At 52.5% G+C, this 20,832-nt stretch carries 16 protein-coding genes; 6 read left to right on the plus strand and 10 right to left on the minus strand.

Translation table 11 applies throughout. The features are described from left to right. Nucleotides 1-303 precede the first annotated feature (303 nt). The 5 genes from IEV97_RS05940 to IEV97_RS05960 form a co-directional block, all read right to left on the minus strand. Nucleotides 304-2,802 (minus strand): DUF5916 domain-containing protein, encoded by a 2,499-nt coding sequence (locus tag IEV97_RS05940; RefSeq protein WP_188500597.1) that lies wholly within the window; start codon nucleotides 2,800-2,802, stop codon nucleotides 304-306. A 245-nt stretch (nucleotides 2,803-3,047) separates the two neighbouring features. Further along, the gene (locus tag IEV97_RS05945) at nucleotides 3,048-3,428 is read right to left on the minus strand and encodes a co-chaperone GroES (RefSeq protein ID WP_188500598.1); all 381 of its coding nucleotides are present in this window, start codon (nucleotides 3,426-3,428) and stop codon (nucleotides 3,048-3,050) included. Nucleotides 3,429-3,445: 17 nt separating this feature from the next. Next, the gene (locus IEV97_RS05950; protein WP_188500599.1) at nucleotides 3,446-3,973 is read right to left on the minus strand and encodes a hypothetical protein; all 528 of its coding nucleotides are present in this window, start codon (nucleotides 3,971-3,973) and stop codon (nucleotides 3,446-3,448) included. 144 nt (nucleotides 3,974-4,117) lie between these two features. Then, a complete protein-coding gene (locus IEV97_RS05955) occupies nucleotides 4,118-5,317 on the minus strand; it encodes a homogentisate 1,2-dioxygenase (RefSeq protein ID WP_188500600.1) in 1,200 nt (399 codons plus the stop codon). Nucleotides 5,318-5,392: 75 nt separating this feature from the next. Then, nucleotides 5,393-7,078, minus strand: a complete 1,686-nt coding sequence (locus tag IEV97_RS05960; protein WP_188500601.1) for a S41 family peptidase — start codon at nucleotides 7,076-7,078, stop codon at nucleotides 5,393-5,395. 959 nt (nucleotides 7,079-8,037) lie between these two features. Here IEV97_RS05960 and ruvX point away from each other — a divergent pair. Together ruvX and def are read left to right on the plus strand one after the other, a co-directional pair. After that, nucleotides 8,038-8,454 (plus strand): Holliday junction resolvase RuvX, encoded by a 417-nt coding sequence (gene ruvX / locus IEV97_RS05965; protein ID WP_188500602.1) that lies wholly within the window; start codon nucleotides 8,038-8,040, stop codon nucleotides 8,452-8,454. Continuing rightward, the gene (def, locus tag IEV97_RS05970) at nucleotides 8,451-9,011 is read left to right on the plus strand and encodes a peptide deformylase (RefSeq protein ID WP_188500603.1); all 561 of its coding nucleotides are present in this window, start codon (nucleotides 8,451-8,453) and stop codon (nucleotides 9,009-9,011) included. Before ruvX ends, def begins: the two co-directional genes overlap by 4 nt. 81 nt (nucleotides 9,012-9,092) lie before the next feature. Here def and IEV97_RS05975 read toward each other — a convergent pair whose 3' ends face one another. The 4 genes from IEV97_RS05975 to IEV97_RS05990 all read right to left on the minus strand — a co-directional run bounded on the left by IEV97_RS05975 (nucleotide 9,093) and on the right by IEV97_RS05990 (nucleotide 13,053). After that, on the minus strand, nucleotides 9,093-9,968 hold the full coding sequence (locus IEV97_RS05975; protein WP_188500604.1) for a hypothetical protein: 876 nt from the start codon (nucleotides 9,966-9,968) through the stop codon (nucleotides 9,093-9,095). A 119-nt stretch (nucleotides 9,969-10,087) separates the two neighbouring features. Further along, the gene (gene lepB / locus IEV97_RS05980; protein ID WP_188501005.1) at nucleotides 10,088-11,170 is read right to left on the minus strand and encodes a signal peptidase I; all 1,083 of its coding nucleotides are present in this window, start codon (nucleotides 11,168-11,170) and stop codon (nucleotides 10,088-10,090) included. 397 nt (nucleotides 11,171-11,567) lie between these two features. Beyond that, on the minus strand, nucleotides 11,568-11,990 hold the full coding sequence (locus tag IEV97_RS05985) for a DUF1810 domain-containing protein (protein WP_188500605.1): 423 nt from the start codon (nucleotides 11,988-11,990) through the stop codon (nucleotides 11,568-11,570). Nucleotides 11,991-12,018: 28 nt separating this feature from the next. Further along, on the minus strand, nucleotides 12,019-13,053 hold the full coding sequence (locus tag IEV97_RS05990; protein ID WP_188500606.1) for a patatin-like phospholipase family protein: 1,035 nt from the start codon (nucleotides 13,051-13,053) through the stop codon (nucleotides 12,019-12,021). A 186-nt stretch (nucleotides 13,054-13,239) separates the two neighbouring features. Here IEV97_RS05990 and IEV97_RS05995 point away from each other — a divergent pair, with 186 nt between their 5' ends. Together IEV97_RS05995 and IEV97_RS06000 are read left to right on the plus strand one after the other, a co-directional pair. After that, complete coding sequence (locus IEV97_RS05995; RefSeq protein WP_188500607.1) at nucleotides 13,240-14,253, plus strand: zinc dependent phospholipase C family protein; 1,014 nt, start codon at nucleotides 13,240-13,242, stop codon at nucleotides 14,251-14,253. Between the two features lie 120 nt (nucleotides 14,254-14,373). Next, nucleotides 14,374-15,942: a serine hydrolase gene (locus tag IEV97_RS06000; RefSeq protein ID WP_188500608.1), complete on the plus strand. Its 1,569-nt coding sequence runs from the start codon at nucleotides 14,374-14,376 to the stop codon at nucleotides 15,940-15,942. 1,000 nt (nucleotides 15,943-16,942) lie between these two features. On the opposite strand, the gene ettA is transcribed toward IEV97_RS06000, so the two are convergent. After that, the gene (ettA, locus tag IEV97_RS06005) at nucleotides 16,943-18,613 is read right to left on the minus strand and encodes an energy-dependent translational throttle protein EttA (RefSeq protein WP_188500609.1); all 1,671 of its coding nucleotides are present in this window, start codon (nucleotides 18,611-18,613) and stop codon (nucleotides 16,943-16,945) included. Between the two features lie 365 nt (nucleotides 18,614-18,978). On the opposite strand from ettA, the gene IEV97_RS06010 reads away from it, so the two are divergent. Both IEV97_RS06010 and IEV97_RS06015 read left to right on the plus strand, forming a co-directional pair. Next, nucleotides 18,979-20,292 (plus strand): DUF349 domain-containing protein, encoded by a 1,314-nt coding sequence (locus IEV97_RS06010; RefSeq protein WP_188500610.1) that lies wholly within the window; start codon nucleotides 18,979-18,981, stop codon nucleotides 20,290-20,292. A gap of 275 nt (nucleotides 20,293-20,567) precedes the next feature. Next, nucleotides 20,568-20,789, plus strand: coding sequence for a DUF2795 domain-containing protein (locus tag IEV97_RS06015; RefSeq protein ID WP_007652164.1), 222 nt, complete (start codon nucleotides 20,568-20,570; stop codon nucleotides 20,787-20,789). Nucleotides 20,790-20,832: the final 43 nt, after the last annotated feature.

A 20,832-nucleotide genomic window follows, 5' to 3' on the forward strand; every position in this document is an offset into this window, starting at 1 on the left:
GGGCGGCCTCTGGCCGCTGGTGAACAGTAACTGCTAATCCCCGTGCCCTTTGTGCCTATCGTCATAGGTGGCGTCCCGCCACCAAATAGCTCACTCTCGCCAGAGGCGAGCGAGGGCTGTGGCCGCTCAATAGTGTCCAGAGTCTGCTCAATAGTGCCCACTCCGAAGACATTCGGAGCGAGGGCATTGAAACCTGAGCACAACTATTCTGTCTCCTTATTTTTTTAAGTACCACTTCTTCCATAGACAGAAGGCCCGGAGCTATTGTAGCTCCGGGCCTTCTCTTTGTTATGCGCAACAGACCTACGATTTCGAAAACTGCTTCTTCAGCACCTGATAATCGATGAAGTAGAGCACCTTGATGGAGAGGCTGTTGGTCTGCGGTCCCGTGATGGTTCGGGTGAAGTTGTCGTAGTACCGGGGTATGATCTCCGCCTGGTCGTTGAGTATGGCATTCTTCCATACGATACTGATTTCGCTGCCCGGCGCAAACCACCACGAGTACACCATGTCGATGTTAAAGGTGTTGAAGTTGATGTTGTGGTTCGGTTGCTTCCCATCCGCATAATAGCCGCCATGTGGGTAGGTGTCCGTCAGCAACTCCCCTTTGTCGCCGAGCTTGAAGAAGCGATCATACTCAGCCTTGGACCAGTAGTGGCGCGCGCGCAACGACAGCGACATCCGGTTGTTGAAAATGTAAGAACCGGTCAGGGCATTGGTCACCGTGTTCACATCCCGCAGGCCGAAGATCACCCGCTCCTCCATGCCATCCCGCTCCCCTTCCGCCACATGATGGGCAAAACCCATGTCGTCCTGGCGTATGTTGCGGCTGTAGCTGTATGTAAAGGAAAGCTTGTCGTTGACGCGGTAGCGGGGCGCCAAAAACACATCGAGGCTGCGACGCTCGTGTTCGTTGAAGGTACGGTAGTTGAGCTCCACGTCCAGGGCCAGCTTTTTGCGGTAGTCCGATGAGACCCAGCCGCCTATGCTGGAGTTGGTCGGGTAGGCGTAGTAGCGCCCATCCACGCGCGGCTCAAAAAAGTCATAGGTTACCACAGGCTCCAGGTTAGAGAAGATACCCATGCTCAGGAAGTTCTTAAACGTGCCGCTCACCCGCCCATAGACCACGAAGTTCTGGAAAGCGTCGGGCTTGTACCGGCGGCTGTACGTGGCGCCCAGCTGGGTGTTCATGTTCAGCAGCTTCCAGAAAGGCTGGTAGAAGTTATACCTCAGGTTCAGGTCCTCGTCCACGGTGTTGCGGATGAAGTTGATGCCCATGTCGTTGGGGTCGTAGGTGTCGGACTTCATGGAGTGGGTGAAGCTGTACTGAAAGTTGCCGCTCACCTTGCCCGCCCCCAGGCTATACATGTGCCCCAGGCGCGTGTCGCTGATGTAGTATTTCTGGCTGAGTGCCGCCTTGCCGTTCAGGGCGTATTTGTTGCCTTTGGTGGCCAACCGGAAGAGCAGGCCGGTCAGGTTGGCATCGTAGGTGCTGCCCTGCCGCATCACGTTCGTGTTCACCAGCGTTACATAGGAGTTGTTCTTGAGCGACTGGTCGAACACGGCGATGTTGTAGTTGGTGAGCGGCTGCGTCTCTTTGCGGAACTGCCTGCCTTCGCTGTCCTCCACAGTAGCGTACTGCCGCCCCACCACTGCATTGAAGATGCCTATACCCAAACCCGACTGTGTGCGACCCGATATCTTGGTGCCGTTCAGCATCTTCGTCTCACGCGGGTTCTCGATGATGGTATAGCCCAGCTTCTCCTCCTCGTCTGCTTTCAAGTAGTTGACAGGCCTGCCGCCAATGCGCCGCGAGTACAGGAAGTCCCCTTTGTTGAAGAGCTCGGTGCCCTCCATAAAGAAGGGCCTGTTCTCGTTGAACTGCACCTCGAAAGGAGACAGGTTGAGCACCTGGTTGTCGGACTGCACCTGGCTGAAGTCAGGTATAAGTGTCATGTCTAGCGTGAAGGCGTCGTTGATGCCGTACTTCACGTCCATGCCGCCGCTGAAGTTGAAGTTGTCTTTGTAGGAGGTGGTGCCGTCGCCGTTCTCGCGCGGGTACTTCTCGGCATAACCCGATACGTAGGGCGTCAGCGACAGGCGCAGCGGCGCTTCCACGTTCTTTATACCCGTCAGCTTGCCCCACTGGTTCACAAAGCCGTTGATGGCCGGGTCCACGTGGTTCCAGAAGTAGCCCTTGCGCGTCGACTGCCGGTTGCGCATGAGGTTGAGCCCCCACAGCTGCTCCGGTTTGTTGCTAAAGCGGATCGCCGAATAAGGTATGCGCATCTCGGCGACCCAGGTGTTGCCCTGCAGGGTGGCATTGCTTTCCCAAACGGCGTTCCAACTGAAGTCCTCGCCGTTGGAGGAATAGCGGGCGTCGAGCTGCACCCCGGCCGGGGTCGTGAAGAAACCGAAGCCGTTGATCTGGTCGTTGTAGGTGTCGAAGAAAACGCCGAAGAAGTCCGTGTTGCCCAGGTCATCGCGCTTGCCCATCTCCTTGAAGATGCTGTCCTGCGACACGTCGTGCATGATGGCTCCCACGTAGATGGCATCATCGTCGTAGAGGATGCGCACTTGGGTAGGGTGTACTTCCTTCGGACCGGGGTTGGGTCGGTTTTGTATAAAGTCTGTCGCTATTTCGGCTTGCTGCCATACCGCCTCGTCCAGCGAACCGTCGATTTTGATAGGTTCTGTAATGCGAAGTGCCTGCAGTTGTTTTGGAATAGCCAAGGCAGGGGTTTTCTTATCCTGCGCCTGCGCCTGTTGCTGCACCAGCACCGCCAGCACTAACACAACCATCCGTGCAAAAACAGGCTTAGGTAGACAATCAATCATAAAATAAGATAGCGATCAAGGTGAGTATCAAAACAAAGGTATAGAATAGATGTCGCTGAGTCTACAACAGTTGCTTTTGTCTGAAAATAATCCTGCAAACGCCGGATATGAGGGGGCTAACGGGTAATTTTTGTCTACCAAGGACTGTAAAAACAAAGCGCCATACCCGGCTTTCAGGTATGGCGCTTTCATAAAGGCTGGGGCAGGGCTTACAAGTCCTCTTCGCGCACCAGCATGAGCACAGCCGACTGCGGCACGATGAAGTACTTCTCGCCGAGGTAGTTGATCTCGATGGCGTCGCGCTGCAGGTAGATGGCCAGGTCGCCCTCCTTTATCTGGAGCGGCAGGTAGCGCACCTGCTCCTGCTCCTCGTCGCCGAGCACCTCGTCCTCAAAGCCATAATCGGCCGGCATCGGGTAACCGGGCCCGACTTTCATCACGTAGCCTTCCTGCACTTTCTCTTTTTCCTGCACGCCCGGCGGCAGGTACAGCCCGCTCTTGGTCTGCTCCCGCGAGCTTTTCGGTTTGATCAGCACCCGGTCGCCTACAATGATGATCTTCTCCAGTTTGTTGCCTTCTGAAATTCTCATGGATATAGTCTGCATGATTAAATGGGGTCTGCGGTCACTTTAAAACGCATGGCCGCCTTGATGGCAACGTCACGCGTGATCGGTTTGGCAATGGCAGCTCTTGTCTTGACAGTATAGGTTTCTCCTTTAATGTACTTGTCGAGCTTGGCGTTGGTCGATTTCAGCTCGATGGCCTTCACGCCCTTCGGCACCTCGTCCAGGTAAGCGATCCTGGTCTCCTCCCCTTTGTCGTTGCTCAGGTAGATCTCGATGCTGCGCAGGAAGTCAAAGTTCTCGTCGGCTGGATCTGCAATGGTCAGCGTCAGTTTGTTCAGGCTGACGTCCTTCACCAGCTCGGCGCGCGTCTTGTTGTTCTTAAACGTCTCCGATGAGTTGGTCTTCACAGGTATGGGTGACAGCGGCGTCACCACACCTATCGGGAAAGTCGACTCGATGGTGATGGTTTCTTCCTGGTTGATGTAAAAGGTGAGCAGGTCGTCTACCTTGTCACAGGATGTTCCTATAAATGTGAGCAGTACCAGTACCGCCAGCAGTATTTTCTTCATATAAGGGTGAAATGTAAAGTACTCTCTGTTAATTATTTTAACATGCAGCAGGCCTCAAAAAGGAGAGCAGCCTCGCGGGCTGCCCTTCCTGTATTGCCTGCACAGTGTGCAAAATTAAGTAAAATGATCGAGAGTAAAGAAATCCTAGTCAAACATGTCGGCAGCTCGGGTGGTATCCGGGCCATGCTCCAGCCAGCTCATCGGGTAGTTCTTGTCCATCAGGCCCACCGCCTCCTCGGTCAGGTATAGCGGTTTGAAGGTGTCGATCATCACGGCGTACTCGTGTGTTTCTTTCTTGCCGATGCTCGCTTCCACCGTGCCCGGGTGCGGACCATGCGGTATACCGCCCGGGTGCACCGTAAACGAAGCCCGGTCCACACCCTTGCGCGACATAAAGTCGCCGGCCACGTAGTAGAGCACCTCGTCGGAGTCTACGTTGGAGTGGTTGTAGGGCGCAGGTATAGCCTGTGGGTGATAGTCGAACAGACGCGGCACAAAAGAGCAGATCACGAAGTTGTGCGCCTCAAAAGTCTGGTGCACGGGCGGTGGCTGGTGGATGCGGCCGGTAATGGGCTCAAAATCGTAAATGGACAGCGCGTATGGATAGAAGTAACCATCCCAACCCACCACGTCAAACGGGCTGAAGTCGTAGTAGTACTGATGCAGCATGCCGTCTTTCTTGATCTGCACCAAATGCTCGCCTCCCTCGGTGTACTCGATTAGCTCGTGCGGGGCACGGATGTCGCGCTCGCAGAAAGGCGAATGCTCCAGCAGCTGCCCGAAGTGATTGCGGTAGCGGCGCGGCGTTTCGATCGGGCTGAACGACTCTGTGATCAGCAAGCGCACCGGGCCGTCGTTGAAGTGGAACTGATGGATGATGGTGCGCGGGATCACGATGTAGTCACCCTCACGGAACTCCAGCTTGCCCATCTGCGACAACAGCACCCCGCTGCCCTCATGCACAAATACCACCTCGTCGGCATGCCCGTTTTTGTAGTAGTAGTCCATTTTCAGCTCCGACGGATTGCAAATACTGATGGCCACATCGCTGTTCAGCATCATGGTTTTGCGGGCGCTCAGGTAGTCAGTGCCGGTGATGGTTTGGTCAAGTGTTTTCAGGTGATGCGGGGCCAGCTTTATACCTTCGGCAATTTTGGGCGCGTAAGGTATAGGCTCCCCGATGCGGGTGATGCGGGTCGGCGGGTTCTTATGGTAAAGCAACGACGACAGGCCACTGAAGCCCAGCGTGCCCACGAGTTGCTCGGCATACAGACTGCCGTCCTCCTGCCTGAACTGCGTGTGTCGCTTCTGCGGGAAATTGCCTAATTTGTGATAGTAAGCCATTCCTTTTCTTTGGTTATGGTTTTAAAAGCCACCCCACCGGGCGCCCTTCTTTTTACAGGTATAAATTTTGGTCTGTTATACGCCTCCTTTGGCCAGACGCTGCGCCTTCCCAAACTGGCGAAGGGCTTCCTGAAACTCCTCGTCCTTTTCGTGTAGGATCGGGAAGAAACCCGGATTGCCGTACACGCTGCGGCCTATGAAAGCCTTCACGTTGTTGCGCAGCAAGGCCTCCGAACGCTTGTACTGCGTTTCGTCATACGTTACCTCTGACTGGGATGCTACTTTCAGCAGGTCTTTCATCATCTTGTCCGACACGTTGAACGACTTGATGAATTTATCCATCTGCATCTTCTCCAGGTCTTTGCGGTTATCGTTGTAGTAGGCCAGGGCGTACTCGCGTATCACGTTCTTGCTATACAGCTGCCCCAGGAAGTCAGATATCTCAGTCGTGTCGCGTGCCACAAACACATCTGGCATAATGCCGCCGCCACCGTATACCACACGCCCCTTGCCTGTCTTATACTTGAGTGAGTCCACAAACAGGCTACTGTCCGGATGGAAGTATTCGCCGTTCTCGAAACGCTGCAGCATGTCTTTCTGGTAGTCTTCGGTTCCGGCTACATAGGGCTTCTGGATAGAACGGCCGCTAGGCGTATAGTAACGCGAAATGGTCAGGCGCAGCTCCGAGCCATCATTCAAAGGTATAGGCATCTGCACCAGCCCCTTGCCGAAGGAGCGGCGGCCAACGATCAGGGCGCGGTCGTTGTCCTGCAAGGCGCCGGCCACAATTTCGGAAGCGGAGGCGCTGCCTTCGTCCAAAAGCACGATGACCGGGTTATTTTCGAAATCGCCTTTGGTGCGGGCGAAGGATTTGGAGTCGTAGCGTGAACCTTTACCATCGGTATACACGATCATTTTGTCGCCGGCAATAAACTCGTCGGCCATGCGGGTGGCGTGGTCCATGTAGCCGCCGGGGTTGCCGCGCAAATCCAGGATCAGCTGCTGCATCCCTTTCTTCTTCAGGGCAGAAAGCGCCACTTTAAACTCATCAAAGGTGTTGGAAGCGAAGCGGCTCACTTTGATGTAGCCCGTGTTGTTGTTCACCATATAGCTCACGTCCACTGATACGGTCGGGATTTTGTTGCGGGTGATGGTAAATTCAAGCGGTCTCTTACTGGTCTTGCGCAGCACCTCCAGCTTCACAGTAGTTCCTTTGGGACCGCGCAGGCGCTTGAACACCCCTTCGTTGGTGATGCCGTTGCCGGCAACATTCTGGCCATCCACCGAAATGATCTTGTCGCCTGCCTGTATACCTGCCGCCTCTGACGGTCCGCCGCTCAGGGGCGTGATCACGTAGATCGTGTCTTTGAAAATGTTGAACTCCACGCCGATCCCTTCAAAATCGCCTTCGAGGTATGAGCGGGCCATGGCCAGGTCAGCAGCCGGAATGTACGAGGTATGCGGATCGAGCTTCTCGAGCATTTTGGTGATGGCGTGGTCAGTTAGTTTCTCGGTATCCACGGTGTCCACGTAGTCGCGGTCGATGTAGCTGAGCACGTCGCGAAACTTCAAATAAGCCCTGGCGGTACTTTGCGGGTTGGTATCAGAAGGGGAAAAGGTATTGGCGCCAATCAGGACCCCCACCACCAGGGCCAAGGCGATGTAGAGGGGCAGGCGCACCTGAAAAGGCGTGTTACGGGGCTTGTCCTGCCCGGTTGTTTCCGGCTCCTCCTGCGGATTGTATTTGGTTTCTTCGCTCATTTCGCTCTCTAAAAACGGTTAAATATAAAGCTAAGCGGGCGCTTTTGTGCAGCTTTATAGAGATAAATATTCAGTTTTCCTGATGCAGGGCTCCTCCATGTGTATACCTGCATACACTATTGCTTGTTATTCTCTCAACAAAGCTTTGGTCGGGTTTTATTCCATTTTAGTATAAAATAATGCTGTAGACGGATTTTGGATTAGCCAGTTGAGTTGTATTTGCTATAGTAGTAACGGTAATTGTAGGTGAAGCAACCTGCGTTGCTTTGTAGCATCGCCTGGCCGGCGGGGCCTCACTTTTTTCCTTGATGAAAAAGTAAGCAAAAAAATCAAGACTATCCAAACTCGCTGAACGCTCAAACAGTGGATAGTCGATAAAGTGCACTTGGCACAGAAGATTTGTTTCATAGCTAGCGTGCAAGTTAGTCTTTCAATGCGTGCCAGTGGTAGTTTGCAACAGTGCTTATACCTATTGATTGGCAGAAGCCGAAAATTCCCCGCCTTAGACAAGGAGGGGTTAGGGGTGGTTGGACCCGGTACAGCAAAAGGACTGCTGGAACTACAGTGCTTATACCTGTTTCCCCTCTTGAGAGGGGCAGGGGTGGGTTATAGCAACCGTCTAACCTCTCCCTTCAACCAAGATCCTTCCAGGATGACAGACCGGAAAGCAGCAGCGGAAAAGTCCCCCTTGGGGTAGGGAATGATAATCGTGCTCCAAAATCCTGTAAATCCTTTAATCCTGAAAATCCTGACTCCGACAAGCTATACCTCCGTTGCTGCTACTGAACGCTCACAAGTCTTAAAGACACTGCGAGGTCTTTGCACTCCCCTCCAACATTATCAATCCCGTAAACCCTTCTCCCCACAAGCCTCTGCAAATCCCGATTAAATCCCTTAACTTTGTATTTTTAAGTGTAAGCCTCCTGTTAGCGGGTAACAGCGGCAACTAATCAGGTATAATGGCGAGAATATTAGGGATAGACTATGGCAACAAGCGGGTGGGGCTGGCAGCGACCGACGCGCTCCAAATCATCGCCTCTCCGCTCGATACCATACATGCCAAGGACGTGCTCTCCTACCTGAAAGCCTATACCCAGCGCGAGGCCGTGGAGGCTATTGTCGTGGGCATGCCCCGCCGCCTGACCGGCGAGGCAACTGACGCAACGCCACACGTTATCGGTTTTGTGCGTAAGCTGCAAAAGGAGTTTCCGGGCATACCGGTGCATACCGTAGACGAGCGCTTTACCTCCAGCATGGCCCAGAAGGCAATGCTGGCCGGCGGCCTCAAGAAAAAGGACCGCCAGGACAAAGGCACCGTGGACCGCGTGAGCGCCGCCATTATTTTACAGTCGTATTTAGAAAGCAGAGCAATATGATTTACCCAATAACCGCCTATGGCGACCCGGTGCTGAAGGAGCCGGCGCAGGACATCCCGAAAGACTACGAAGGTCTGAACGAGCTCATCGAAGACATGTATACCACTATGTACCACGCGCATGGCGTAGGTCTGGCTGCCCCGCAGATCAGCAAGAGCATCCGCCTGTTCGTGATCGACTCGGAGCCCATGATGGACGAAGAGGACGAAGGCAAGGGCGTAAAGAAGGCGTTTATCAATCCGGAGATAATCGAGGAAGACGGCGAGGAATGGGGCTTTGAGGAAGGCTGCCTGAGCATACCGGGCGTACGCGAAGTGGTATACCGCCCCGAGCGCATCGTGATCCGCTACTTTGACCAGGACTGGAACGAGCACACCGACACCTACGACGGCATGACGGCCCGCGTGATCCAGCACGAGTACGACCATATCGAGGGTATCCTGTTCACCGATCACCTGACGGGACTGAAGAAGCGCCTGATCAAGAACAAACTCACCAAGATCTCTAAAGGTGAAGTGGACGCGGACTACCGCATGAAGTTCCCGGTGAAGCGATAGGCTATACCTGGCCAGCAATAAAAAAGCGCCTGCCCCAGAGATGAGGCAGGCGCTTTTTTATTGCTTAGTTATAATTTCACGCTATTCCGTTATAGTTAGTGCATAGGTGTTTACCATGTTGAAAGGTTCTCCTCCGTATGGATTCGGCCATATGTACTCCTCTCCGTTTGCAATTGTCCCGTCTTCAGCTGCAGTTAGTTTAATGTTTATGGTTTTCTCGGGGTTGAAGCTACCTGTTTTGTTAATGCGCAAAACCTGGTAGCTATTGCCTTGAAAGGGCCGATCAAAATGCCTTGGGTCAAGCTCCAGTTGCGCTTCTTTCTGGTAATGCACTCCATCCTCTGCTGTACCAGAAAATGAAAGTGAGATTTTCTGAGGCTGTGTAAAAGCTCTGTCTACCATTACAGTGAGATAGAAACGACCCTGATTGTCAAGATGCGCTATATTGACTGTTCGTGTTACATCTCTTTCATTTTTCTTGAACAAACCGAAAACCGGCTTCGGCGTTATATCTTGGTAATCAATGGATAGGCTAGTTTTGGGTAGTACTACCCCGTTCTCATAGCTGTAGACTTTTATTTCGAACGTGCTATTGCCTTGGTATACCTCATCCTTGTCTACCCGCAGGCGTATAGTTCTTTTTCTTTCCCCAGCAGGTATGGGTATGCGCGTCAAATTTCGTTGCTTGCCATCCACTTCTGCAGTAAGCCATCCGTCATCATGACGGATCTCCCTGTCCATAAACATTGCAGCCCCTTTTAAATATAGATATTTCAGCTCTTTGTAAGTTCTGTCCATCTCCACAGTCAGTTCAACAGCTTCGCCCCCTTCTACTAGCGTCTGGCTGGAGCTGCTTACGCTCACCTGTAAATTGGCGGGGTTTACATCGTCGTCGTTGCAGCTCGTTAAGAAGAGGCTTAAGCATAAACCCAGACTAAGTAGTACTTTAGATTTCATAGGCGTTTGAATAAGGGGGTTAGCAAATATTGATTTAAAGATATATTCTTGAAAGACAATGTGCTAACAAGCAATATCCATACCATATTCACTATATCTTATGTTTTTGCCCGCACCTGCTACTCTATCCAGCTGAACAATCTGTTCCAGCGCACTTTTTCAATCATTTCTGCCTTCTCGTCTACTGAGAACCAGGGAAAGAGGGGCTTGCCTACCACGTGGTCTTCGGGCACGAAGCCCCAGTAGCGCGAGTCGAGTGAGTTGTGGCGGTTGTCGCCCATCATGTAGTAGTAGTTCTGCCGGAAGGTATAGCTCTTCGCTTCCCGCCCGTTCAGGTATAATTTGCCGCCACGCACTTCGGCATTTTCGTTGCGCTCATAGTCCAGGATGATCTTCTCGTAAAGAGGCAGCGTTTCGGGGGTGATGGCCACGGTGGCGCCTTGTTTCGGGATGTAAAGTGGGCCGTAGTTGTCGCGGTTCCAGCCAGAATTGCCGAAAATATCCGGTTCCACCTCGCCGGCTTGCATTTGCTGTAGCTCTACCTGCCGGATAAAGTCGAGCGAGGCCAGCGCCTGTGCCCTGGCGGGCGTGGTGTGCAGCATGTAGCCGCCCGGCACAGGGTACACATCGGTGATATCGCGCTCCTGGAAAAACTTTGGCTGCAGCACTTTATCACTGGCCACAAAGTAAGCGTACTGCATCTTCTCCGGGTTGTCAAGGGGCTGGCCGTTTAGGTATAGCTGCCGGTTGCGGATCCGGAGGGTGTCGCCGGCTATACCTACGCAGCGCTTCACGTAGTGCGTGCGCAGGTCCACGGGGCGCTCGTCCTCTACGGGCAGGTTAAACACCACCGGATCGTTGCGCCTGATTTCTGAAAAGCCGGGGAGACGGAGCGCCTTTAGCTGCAACGCGTCGGAATAGGCAGGTATATCGGTGCCCCAGATGGTTTGGTGCGTGAGCGGCACCTGCAGCGGCGTTGTGGGCGTGCGGGGACCGTAGTGCAGCTTGCTCACAAACAGGCGGTCGCCCACCAGCATCGTCTTCTCCATGGAGGAGGTAGGTATGGCATAGGCCTCGAAAGTCGCCCACCGGAAAAAAGTGGACACGACCACAGCGAACATCAATGCGTTGCCCCATTCGCGCAGGGCGCTTTTCCGGACTGGTTTCTCAGCCGGCTTCTTCTTCCAGAGTTTTAGCTGCATCATCAAAGTATAGTAGGTCTACTATACTTTAACTGCGGTACAGGTCAGCATATTATACCTGCCGCCATGAAAATTACCGGGCTGCCACTTTGCGCGTGGAAAGGGAGCCACCCGAAAAAGCCGCGGTAGATCAGGTGATAAATGAGGAAGTGATTTCCAGGTACTATACCTGCCCAGAATCGCTTTTGTTAACGCATCAGGTCACTTCTTAACCCTGCCCTCACTTCGCGTCCCGCGGGTGTGAGTTATTGGGTGGTTTGGTCGCTTTTCTCATTGACAAACAGCACCAGCGGATAGACGCTAGCCTTTGTACAAGTTCAGTTGGTTGGACGCCGCACCCTGCACTGGCTTCCACTGTGTATGGCAGACGGAATTTGCCTGGCTTTGAGAGCCTCAGTTACTTCAAGAGCTGCAGCGTTTTCTCGTCTGCCTCTCCCCTGTAATATTTGTCGAGCACAGCCTGGAATACCGGATCAGCTCCGGGCACAGATGCAAACAGCGTCATGCTGGAGCGCAGCTTCAGATCATCGGGGTTTCCCAGGATCTGGTTGGCTGTTTTGCCTTCCAGTGCCAGCAGGGCTTTTGAGATTCCGATCAGCCGCGGCCCCAGCACAGGGTGCTGCAGGTATAGCCGGGCCTCTTCCAAGTCTTTGATGGCGTAGAAGCGGGCAGTTTCGCTGTAGCCCAGGCCCTGCAGTTGCGGAAAGATAAACCACATCCAGTGGCTGCGTTTGCGGCCGCTTTTAATTTCGGAAAGCGCTTGTTCATAGCTGTTGGATTGTGCATCCAGGAAGCGGATTAGGCTATCAGAGTCTTTCATATCAGGCGGTATATGGTTAATGGCTAGTTCAGTCTTGTATACTGCAAGTACGCAGCAGGTAGTTTGCCGTATACTCCCTTCCACTCTGAATCAGGCTATTCTTTTCCTCTTTCGACATCCTCCTGATGCGGGGACTGATACCGACTGACGAAACCGATATCGTTCTGTCCCAGTCCGCTTCGGTCAGCTCATTCCGGTTCAGGTTTTCGATCACGAAGGTATAGAGCGCTGCCATGTAATCATTCAGACTACGGATTTCGATGGGCACCAGCTCTTTCGTCAGGGCGTCTTCCTCAATCTGCGTATCCGAGTCTATCCGCACGCCCAGAGTGCCAGGGTCAGGTATACGATGTTTTCTCCCCGTTGAATCGGCTACAACGGTGTCGAACATGGTGATGGGAAAGTTGCCGATGATGCCGCCATCCACCACAACATCCAGCTGTTCGCCGGCGTCTGGCTTTTTGTACACCCTCCCATCGCTGTCTATAAAGACGGCCTTGAAGTAGAGCGGTATAGAGATCGATATCCTGACCGCATCTTTCACTTTCATGTCCGGGTAAGTTTCCCTCGAGAAAACAAGCAGCCGCTGCCTGTTCAGGCTCGTGGCGGTAATGTACAGGTCCTTATACCCCAGCGCGCTCAGCTCCCGGAAGGTGATATCCGGATTCCCCGTTTTTTCTTCGATCAGCCTGGCAGTCCAATCCGTGAAGCGATCTCCCCGGTACCACCCGTAGAGTTTGTGCATGCGCGCAAAGCCCCCGAGGAACATAAAGCGGCCATCGTTGAACTTCCTGAGTTGCGTGGACGAGATGATGGCTGCTATTTCTTCGGCGGAATACCCCAGGGATACCATCATGGCCGTAATCGCCCCGGCCGATGTGCCGCCGACTTTCTCTATCCCCTTCAACTGTCCGTGCCGCTCCAGCTCATCAATTACACCAGCATAGGCAATGCCCCGGATACCGGCTCCCTCAAAAGCCAGGTTCCGGATTTTACAGTCCTGACTGTATACTTGCACAGTGAGTAGAAAGAAGAAAAGGGCGAGTATGGCAAGTTGCTTCATTGTGAGGCTGGAATTGCATGTTTATTTAAAAATAGGATCACAAGGTGCAAAAGAGGCTCTCTAGAGTGCTGTCTCTTGCAGGTGATTCAGGTATAGCCTATTAAAGGAAGCGCAGACCAAATCAATGCAGTTGCCGCACTTCTTCTTACAATATACAAATTCCCCGATTCTCCGTACACCGCAGGTATGGCTTTCCGACAAATCGCTGTATTGTTGCTTCTTACGCTCCTGCTGCCGCTCACCGGGTATGGCTGGGGATTCTTTGCGCACCAGCGCATTAACCGGCTCGCCGTCTATACCCTGCCGCCCGAGATGGTGGGTTTCTACAAAAAGCACATCCGCTACATCACCGAAAACGCCGTGAACCCCGACCGCCGCCGCTATGCCGTGGCCGGTGAGGCACCCCGCCACTACATCGACCTGGACGTATACGGTGACAGCGCCCTGTATAAAATGCCCCGCTACTGGCAACAGGCTGTGGAGAAGTATGGAGAAGACACGCTCATGTCGCACGGCATCGTACCCTGGCACATCAACCGCATGAAGTTCCAGCTCACGCAGGCTTTCAAAGACCGTAACCTCGACCAGATCCTGCGCCTCTCCGCCGACATGGGTCACTACATAGCCGATGCCAGCGTACCACTGCACACCACCCGCAACTACAACGGACAACTAACCGGCCAGCGCGGCATCCACGCCTTTTGGGAAAGCCGCCTGCCCGAGCTGCTCTCCGACAACTATGACTTCTTTGTGGGGCAGGCACAGTACATCGAACAGCCACAGCTCAGGGCCTGGGACATTGTCGCCAGCGCCCACTTGGCCCTCGACTCGGTGCTCAGTTTTGAGCGGGAACTGACGCTGGCGTTTGACGAAGAGAAGAAATACAGCTACGAAGTGCGCGGCAACCTCACCACACGGGTATACTCGCGGGAGTTTTCCGAAGCCTACCACCGCCGGCTGAACGGGCAGGTGGAACGGCAGATGCGACTGGCCATCCACAACGTAGCCAGCTACTGGTTCACGGCCTGGGTAGATGCTGGTCAGCCCGACCTACGCCAGTTGGGCTCGACCTTATCGGCAGAAGAGCAGGAACGCCTGCGCATGGAGTTGAAAGAGTACGAACAGGGCCCGCACCTGCCGCGCGAAGAAGGCGAAAGCTACCTGCACCGAAACACATGGATTTCAGGGCATAAAGAGTAGCCTTACCCTCCCTGCAAAAGCTAAATCACTTTATTAGCGTCTATACAGCAACGCACAAGTGGCATTATGCAAAAGGATGTAAAATTACCTAACTTGCCCCTGCAACCTACTCACTCATCCATGAGCTATACCTATACCTTCTTAAAGCGCTTTGCGCTGTTCCTTTCTTTAGCATCCTTCGTTAGCCTGCAGGCCTCCGCGCAGCAAAACACGGCCGCTACTCTGCAAAAACTCGATGCCTACTACCAGAAAGCCCTCAAAGACTGGGACGTGCCCGGCATGGCCATCGCCATTGTGCGGAACGATTCCGTGATTTTTGCCAAGGGCTATGGCGTACGTGACCTGAAGTCGGGCGGACAGGTGGACGCCAACACCGTGTTCGGCATCGCCTCCAACTCCAAAGCCTATACCGCCGCCGCGCTTGGCATACTCGTAGATGAAGGCAAGCTCAACTGGAACGACAAGGTAACCAAGCACCTGCCCTGGCTGCAGCTCTATAATCCCTACGTAACGCAGGAGCTCAACATCAAAGACCTGCTGAGTCATCGCGCCGGCTTCCGCACCTTCAGCGGAGACCTGCTTTGGTACAACACCACCTACAGCCGACGCGAGATTCTGGAACGTGCCCGTCACCTGCAGCCCGCCTACAGCTTCCGCGACGGGTATGGCTACTCCAACATCATGTTCATCGCCGCCGGCGAAGTGATTGAGGCTGTGTCTGGCCAGAAGTGGGAGGACTTTATCAAGCAGCGCTTCTTCGCGCCGCTGGGCATGAACCGCTCCTATACCTCCGTAAATGAACTGGCAGGCAAGGACAATATCGCCTCCCCGCATGGAAACGACGAAAAGAACAAGCCCTACCCTACTACCTTCACCGCCTGGGACAACTGGAACCCGGCAGCCGGTATATTCACGAGTGTGAACCAGCAAGCCCAATGGATGCGTCTGCAGCTGAACCGCGGCACTTACAAGGGCCAGAAGATTTTCAGTGAGGACGCCAGTCGCATGATGTGGGCCGCCCACAACGCCCTCCCTGTTTCCAAACAGGCCGAAGCCAACGTACCCTCCACGCACTTCTCTGCCGCTGGACTGGGCTGGATGATGAACGACTACGAGGGCCGCAAAATACTGGCGCACGGTGGCGGGCACGAGGGGATGAACAGCCGCACCGTGCTGGTGCCCGAAGAGAACCTCGGCATCGTGATCCTGACCAACAGCATGAGCGGCATCATGTCGCCGCTGGCCAACTACACCCTGGACCAGTTCTTTGGGGTACAGAACGGGCGCGACTGGAGTCAGTTCTCGCTCGACAACATGGCCAAAGCACGCAAGGCGCAGGAAGAAGCCGCTGCCAAAGCTCCGAAAGAGAAGACACGCAAGAGCAAACCAACAATGGATCTGGAAGCCTATGCCGGCACTTATAACAGCCCGCTGTATGGTGATGCTACCATCAGGGTGCAGAACAAGCAACTGGTGTTAGACCTGGCCCCTGCGCCAGCCCTGGGTGGCAAGCTCACGCACTGGCAGCACGACATCTTTGACCTGGAATGGAAAAACAACTTCGCCCTGCTCACCCCCACCAAGGTGCGCTTCATTGTAGGGCCTGACGGCAAAATCGCTGAAATGCGATTGGATGCCAACAACCCGGACTTCCACTTCAGTGAACTGGAGTTTAAGAAAGTGAAGTAAGCTTTCCTGATCCTTAAAAACAGCGGGGCCATACCTAAAACTAGGTATGGCCCCGCTGTTTTTAAGATACTGCTCTTAGTAAGCTACAATAACAGAAACGATGCTCGCAACTGCAAAATATCCTGCTATAACAATGTATGCGAGTGCATCTTCATCAAAGTAAAGTTTTTTCATGAGTGACAACCTTTTAAACGTTAGAAATGCTTTAAAATACCTTTGGCCATCTTGGTATTCTTTACGCATTACGCCCGCAATCGTTGTACTAAATTAAAAATTGTTATAACTATTTATATATGAATATATAGATATTACTACACTTCTTACCTACAGGTATTTACAACATTATTACACCTCCCTACCCTGTAAGGTAGCTGTACGCTTACTGGATGTTTTTATGCAGGATTTACTTAGTTTTTAAAACACCAAGGGCGATGCTTAGTAGCATCGCCCTTGGTGGTAATTTATATAAGTAAGCTACATTATGCTACTGCTACTAGTAAACTACTTACTGCGCCACCAAGCACAAAATAAGCAGCAACAATTACATTAGCCATAGTTTCATTAAGAGTAAATTTTTTCATGGCAATAGAACGTTTTAAGGTTTAGTTTAGACATTTTTATTTTAAGCATAAAAAAATTCACTTCCAGTAAAACATATTCATATTTTTTCCAGAAGACGTTGCAAATAAATATTAAATAAATGTTGTATGCAAGCAATTGTATATAATTTCTGTTAATTATAACAATACCCATGCCCTAAAGTCAGCAGACCACCTTCTTATATTACAATTACCTAATAATCAATCATGTATCTTTAGTCAATTAATCATACGAATAATCCTATAATGGTTATATTAAAAAATATATCGAAATTATTTCAAATTATTGATCCTACTATACCTGATTGGCAGCTAAAAAAGAAAAATCCCCTGCTGACCGTCAGGCCAACAGGGGATTTTGTAAAACAAAGGCATTGGTTTTCAGCACTTAACAGTGCAATCTATACCAGCTTCTTATAGCGTATACGCTTCGGCTCTGTATCACCCAGACGCTTCTTCTTATTCTCTTCGTAGTCGGTGTAGTTACCCTCAAACCAGTATACCTGCGAGTCGCCTTCAAAGGCCAGGATGTGCGTGCAGATACGGTCCAGGAACCAGCGGTCGTGCGAAATAATCACGGCGCAACCAGCAAAGTTTTCCAGCGCGTCCTCCAGCGCACGGATCGCGTTCACGTCCAGGTCGTTGGTCGGTTCGTCGAGCAGCAGCAGGTTACCGCCTTCTTTCAGCGTCATGGCCAGGTGCACGCGGTTACGCTCCCCACCCGACAGCTTGTCTACTTTCTTCTCCTGGTCGCCGCCCGAGAAGTTGAACTTGCTCACGTACGCGCGGGAGTTCACCTGGCGACCGGCCATCATCATGTGCTCCGTGCCCCCTGAGATCACCTCAAACACTGACTTGTTCGGGTCCAACTGCGTGTGCTCCTGGTCTACGTAGGAGATCTGTACGGTAGAACCTACTGTAAAGTCACCTGCATCCGGTTTTTCCTGACCTGTGATCAGCTTGAACAACGTCGTCTTACCGGCACCGTTCGGACCGATGATGCCCACAATGCCACCCTGCGGCAGGGAGAAGTTCAGGTTCTCGAACAACAGCTTATCGCCATAGGCTTTGCTGATGTTGTGCGCCTCAATCACCTGCGTACCCAGACGCGGGCCGTCCGGTATAAAGAGCTCCAGTTTTTCTTCTTTCTTAGAGGCTTCTTCGCTGGCCAGCTTATCGTACTGGCTGATACGGGCCTTCGATTTGGCATGACGGGCTTTCGGGGCCATGCGCACCCACTCCAACTCACGCTGCAGGGTCTTCTGGCGCTTGCTCTCCGTCTTCTCCTCTTTCGCCAGGCGGGCAGCCTTCTGCTCCAGCCAGCTGCTGTAGTTGCCTTTCCACGGAATGCCTTCGCCACGGTCCAGCTCCAGAATCCAGCCGGCCACATTGTCGAGGAAGTAGCGGTCGTGGGTTACGGCGATTACGGTGCCTTTGTAGTGCTGCAGGTGCTGCTCCAGCCAGTCCACTGACTCCGCGTCGAGGTGGTTGGTAGGCTCGTCCAGCAGCAGCACGTCCGGCTCCTGCAGCAGCAGGCGGCACAGGGCCACGCGGCGCTTCTCACCACCCGACAGGTTGCCGATCACGGCATCTTCCGGTGGTGTGCGCAGGGCGTCCATGGCGCGCTCCAGGCGGTTGTCCAACTCCCAGGCGTTGTGGTGGTCCAGTTTTTCCTGCACGATGCCCTGGCGCTCGATGAGTTTGTTCATCTCATCGTCCGTCATCTCCTCGGCGAACTTCATGTTGATCTCGTCGAACTCCTTCAACAGGGCAACCACTTCTCTCACGCCTTCTTCCACTACTTCACGCACCGTCTTGGTCGGGTCGAGCTGCGGCTCCTGCTCCAGGTAGCCCACCGAGTAGCCCGGCGACCATACTACTTCGCCGCGGATCTCTTTGTCCACGCCAGCGATGATTTTCAGCAGGCTCGACTTACCGGATCCGTTAAGGCCCAGCACGCCGATTTTGGCGCCGTAGAAAAAGGAGAGGTAGATATTCTTAAGAACTTGCTTCTGTGGCGGGTAGATCTTGCTGACCCCGGCCATGGAGAAAATAATGGTTTCGTTGCTCATTTTACTGTATATCAGTTTAGTACTGTCTGCAGACAGCAGTTTTCGTTTACATAGGAACGGCATTTACAGCGACTTACCCGACAAATCCGTGCAGTCAGGCTGTTTTTATGCCGACAAATACAAATATCGTAAAAATTCATGTCTTTATGGTTCACAAAAGTGCTTTGAAATCACTAAACTTGTAGAAAAACTGTATGGGAGAAGTCCGCACAGACTGATCGTGGCACCAGGTCAGGTGATTACTCGAAGGCTTCTGCAGCTAAACTGCAGACTGTCAACACTACCACCTGACTTGCGTATGCTAAGGTTAGTCTAAATTCTGGACCCTTTGCCCTTTTATGTTCCGACTCTAACCCAATCCTTAAATGGAAAACAACGACCTATTGGAAGAAGCCAAAAAGTATGGCTTCATTCAGGACCAGCAAGTATGGCTGAAAGCTTTTATGACCTATCCCGACAGGAAGGTAGGCGAAGTGAAAGAATCAGAGGAAGACTCGCTGGTATATTTTGCCAGGCGCTTTCACATGTTTAGCGATAAAGTATACGCCCTGCTCGAGCGCATCGCAACTTCCGAGAACAAAGGCTCCTTTCTGATGAAGGTGCTGCACATGAAAGACCAGGTCGGTAACTATGACGCGCTGGGCGACTTTGAGTCCATTTACCATACGCTGAGCAAAGCGGAGGAGGATATCAATGAGACCATCAAGCAGAACCGCGAGAAGAACCTGAGCATCAAGATCGGGCTTATACAGGAGGCGGAGGAGTTGCAGAATAGCCTGGAGTGGAAGGAGACCTCTGACAAGATGAAGGACCTGCGCGCCACCTGGATCAAGACAGGCCCTGTAGAGAAAGACCTGACTGAAGAGATAGAGGAGCGCTTTAAAACAGCGCTGGAGGCTTTCTTTGAACGCAAAAAGTCTTTCTTCAACGATAAAAAGCAAATGCAGAACCGTACTTACGACAGGTATAGAGACCTGATCGCGAAGTCGGTGGCACTGCAGAACTCCGAGGAGTGGGAAGCCACGACGGCCAAACTGAAAGACCTGCAGACCCAGTGGAAGCAGATTGGCGGATCGTTGCCGCGCGCCACCACCAACAAGCTGTGGACGGAGTTCAGAAAAGCGCACAACCACTTTTTTGAGCGCCTCAAGGTAAAGATCACCAACGAGAAGACCGACTCGAAGGAGAAATACTACGAAACCAACCTGGAGCGCAAGCAGGAGCTGGTAGGCCAGGCTGAGCAACTGCTCCAGCACAACAGCCTGAACGACGCCGTGAAGCGCGCCAAGGAACTGCAGGCAGAGTGGAAAAAGGTAGGCCCGGTGCGCCCCGATGTTTCGGATGCGATCTGGGAGCGCTTTATCAAGGCATGCGACCGCGTGTTTGAGATGAGCAGCCTGGAGCACTACATCCGCAAGCGCCAGCAGAACGCCAACGAAACCTATGGCCACGAGGAAGGGCTGAACGCCCGCATCAACGCCCTGCGCGACTTCATCAAGTCTGACCGTCAGGAGTTAGAGGTGCTTGAATCGAACCTGGGCAAACTGAGCGAAGCGCCAAGCAACGACTCGTTCCGCAATATGCTTTTAGGCAAGATCCGTAATTTCAACCGCAAGATCACGACCAAACAGGCCCTAATCGAAATGTTCCAGGAGCAGCTGAGCACGATCAATAAATAGGAAAATAAAGATTTAACGATATCTTTTAAGAAGGCGTCTGTTGCGAATGCGGCAGACGCTTTCTATATTTACATACAGCCCAATCCAAGGTAAATTTCAGTAGTAAACGGAGTCCGAAAAAATTTGACTCAAAATGAACATTTACTGTGTATTTGCGTTGTTTTGGTAAAAACAATCACAAAAGCAATAAATATTTCAAAAAAATTTTAGTTTGTGAATTAATTCATACTTTTGCGAACTATTTTTTAACGCCATTATTTAAGGAGACACATACTATGTATTGGACACTGGAATTAGCATCATACCTGGAGGACGCACCTTGGCCTGCCACTAAGGACGAGCTGATCGACTATTCTATCCGCTCAGGCGCCCCTATGGAAGTGGTAGAAAACCTGCAGGCACTTGAAGATGACGGACAGCCTTACGAGAACATCGAAGAGATCTGGCCTGACTACCCTACCAAGGAAGACTTCATGTTCAACGAAGACGAGTACTAATTAGTGACTAATTAGATAATGAATAATGAGTAATTGACTTTAT

It is taken from the genome of Pontibacter amylolyticus (genome assembly GCF_014638845.1).
Classification (GTDB): domain Bacteria; phylum Bacteroidota; class Bacteroidia; order Cytophagales; family Hymenobacteraceae; genus Pontibacter; species Pontibacter amylolyticus.

What these genes read in the sequence shown, in the direction of transcription:
- IEV97_RS05940 (WP_188500597.1), bottom strand. Translation starts at nt 2,802, where the DNA reads ATGGTTGTGTTAGTGCTGGCGGTGCTGGTGCAGCAACAGGCGCAGGCG.
- IEV97_RS05945 (WP_188500598.1), bottom strand. Translation starts at nt 3,428, where the DNA reads ATGAGAATTTCAGAAGGCAACAAACTGGAGAAGATCATCATTGTAGGC.
- IEV97_RS05950 (WP_188500599.1), bottom strand. Translation starts at nt 3,973, where the DNA reads ATGAAGAAAATACTGCTGGCGGTACTGGTACTGCTCACATTTATAGGA.
- IEV97_RS05955 (WP_188500600.1), bottom strand. Translation starts at nt 5,317, where the DNA reads ATGGCTTACTATCACAAATTAGGCAATTTCCCGCAGAAGCGACACACG.
- IEV97_RS05960 (WP_188500601.1), bottom strand. Translation starts at nt 7,078, where the DNA reads ATGAGCGAAGAAACCAAATACAATCCGCAGGAGGAGCCGGAAACAACC.
- ruvX (WP_188500602.1), top strand. Translation starts at nt 8,038, where the DNA reads ATGGCGAGAATATTAGGGATAGACTATGGCAACAAGCGGGTGGGGCTG.
- def (WP_188500603.1), top strand. Translation starts at nt 8,451, where the DNA reads ATGATTTACCCAATAACCGCCTATGGCGACCCGGTGCTGAAGGAGCCG.
- IEV97_RS05975 (WP_188500604.1), bottom strand. Translation starts at nt 9,968, where the DNA reads ATGAAATCTAAAGTACTACTTAGTCTGGGTTTATGCTTAAGCCTCTTC.
- lepB (WP_188501005.1), bottom strand. Translation starts at nt 11,170, where the DNA reads ATGCAGCTAAAACTCTGGAAGAAGAAGCCGGCTGAGAAACCAGTCCGG.
- IEV97_RS05985 (WP_188500605.1), bottom strand. Translation starts at nt 11,990, where the DNA reads ATGAAAGACTCTGATAGCCTAATCCGCTTCCTGGATGCACAATCCAAC.
- IEV97_RS05990 (WP_188500606.1), bottom strand. Translation starts at nt 13,053, where the DNA reads ATGAAGCAACTTGCCATACTCGCCCTTTTCTTCTTTCTACTCACTGTG.
- IEV97_RS05995 (WP_188500607.1), top strand. Translation starts at nt 13,240, where the DNA reads ATGGCTTTCCGACAAATCGCTGTATTGTTGCTTCTTACGCTCCTGCTG.
- IEV97_RS06000 (WP_188500608.1), top strand. Translation starts at nt 14,374, where the DNA reads ATGAGCTATACCTATACCTTCTTAAAGCGCTTTGCGCTGTTCCTTTCT.
- ettA (WP_188500609.1), bottom strand. Translation starts at nt 18,613, where the DNA reads ATGAGCAACGAAACCATTATTTTCTCCATGGCCGGGGTCAGCAAGATC.
- IEV97_RS06010 (WP_188500610.1), top strand. Translation starts at nt 18,979, where the DNA reads ATGGAAAACAACGACCTATTGGAAGAAGCCAAAAAGTATGGCTTCATT.
- IEV97_RS06015 (WP_007652164.1), top strand. Translation starts at nt 20,568, where the DNA reads ATGTATTGGACACTGGAATTAGCATCATACCTGGAGGACGCACCTTGG.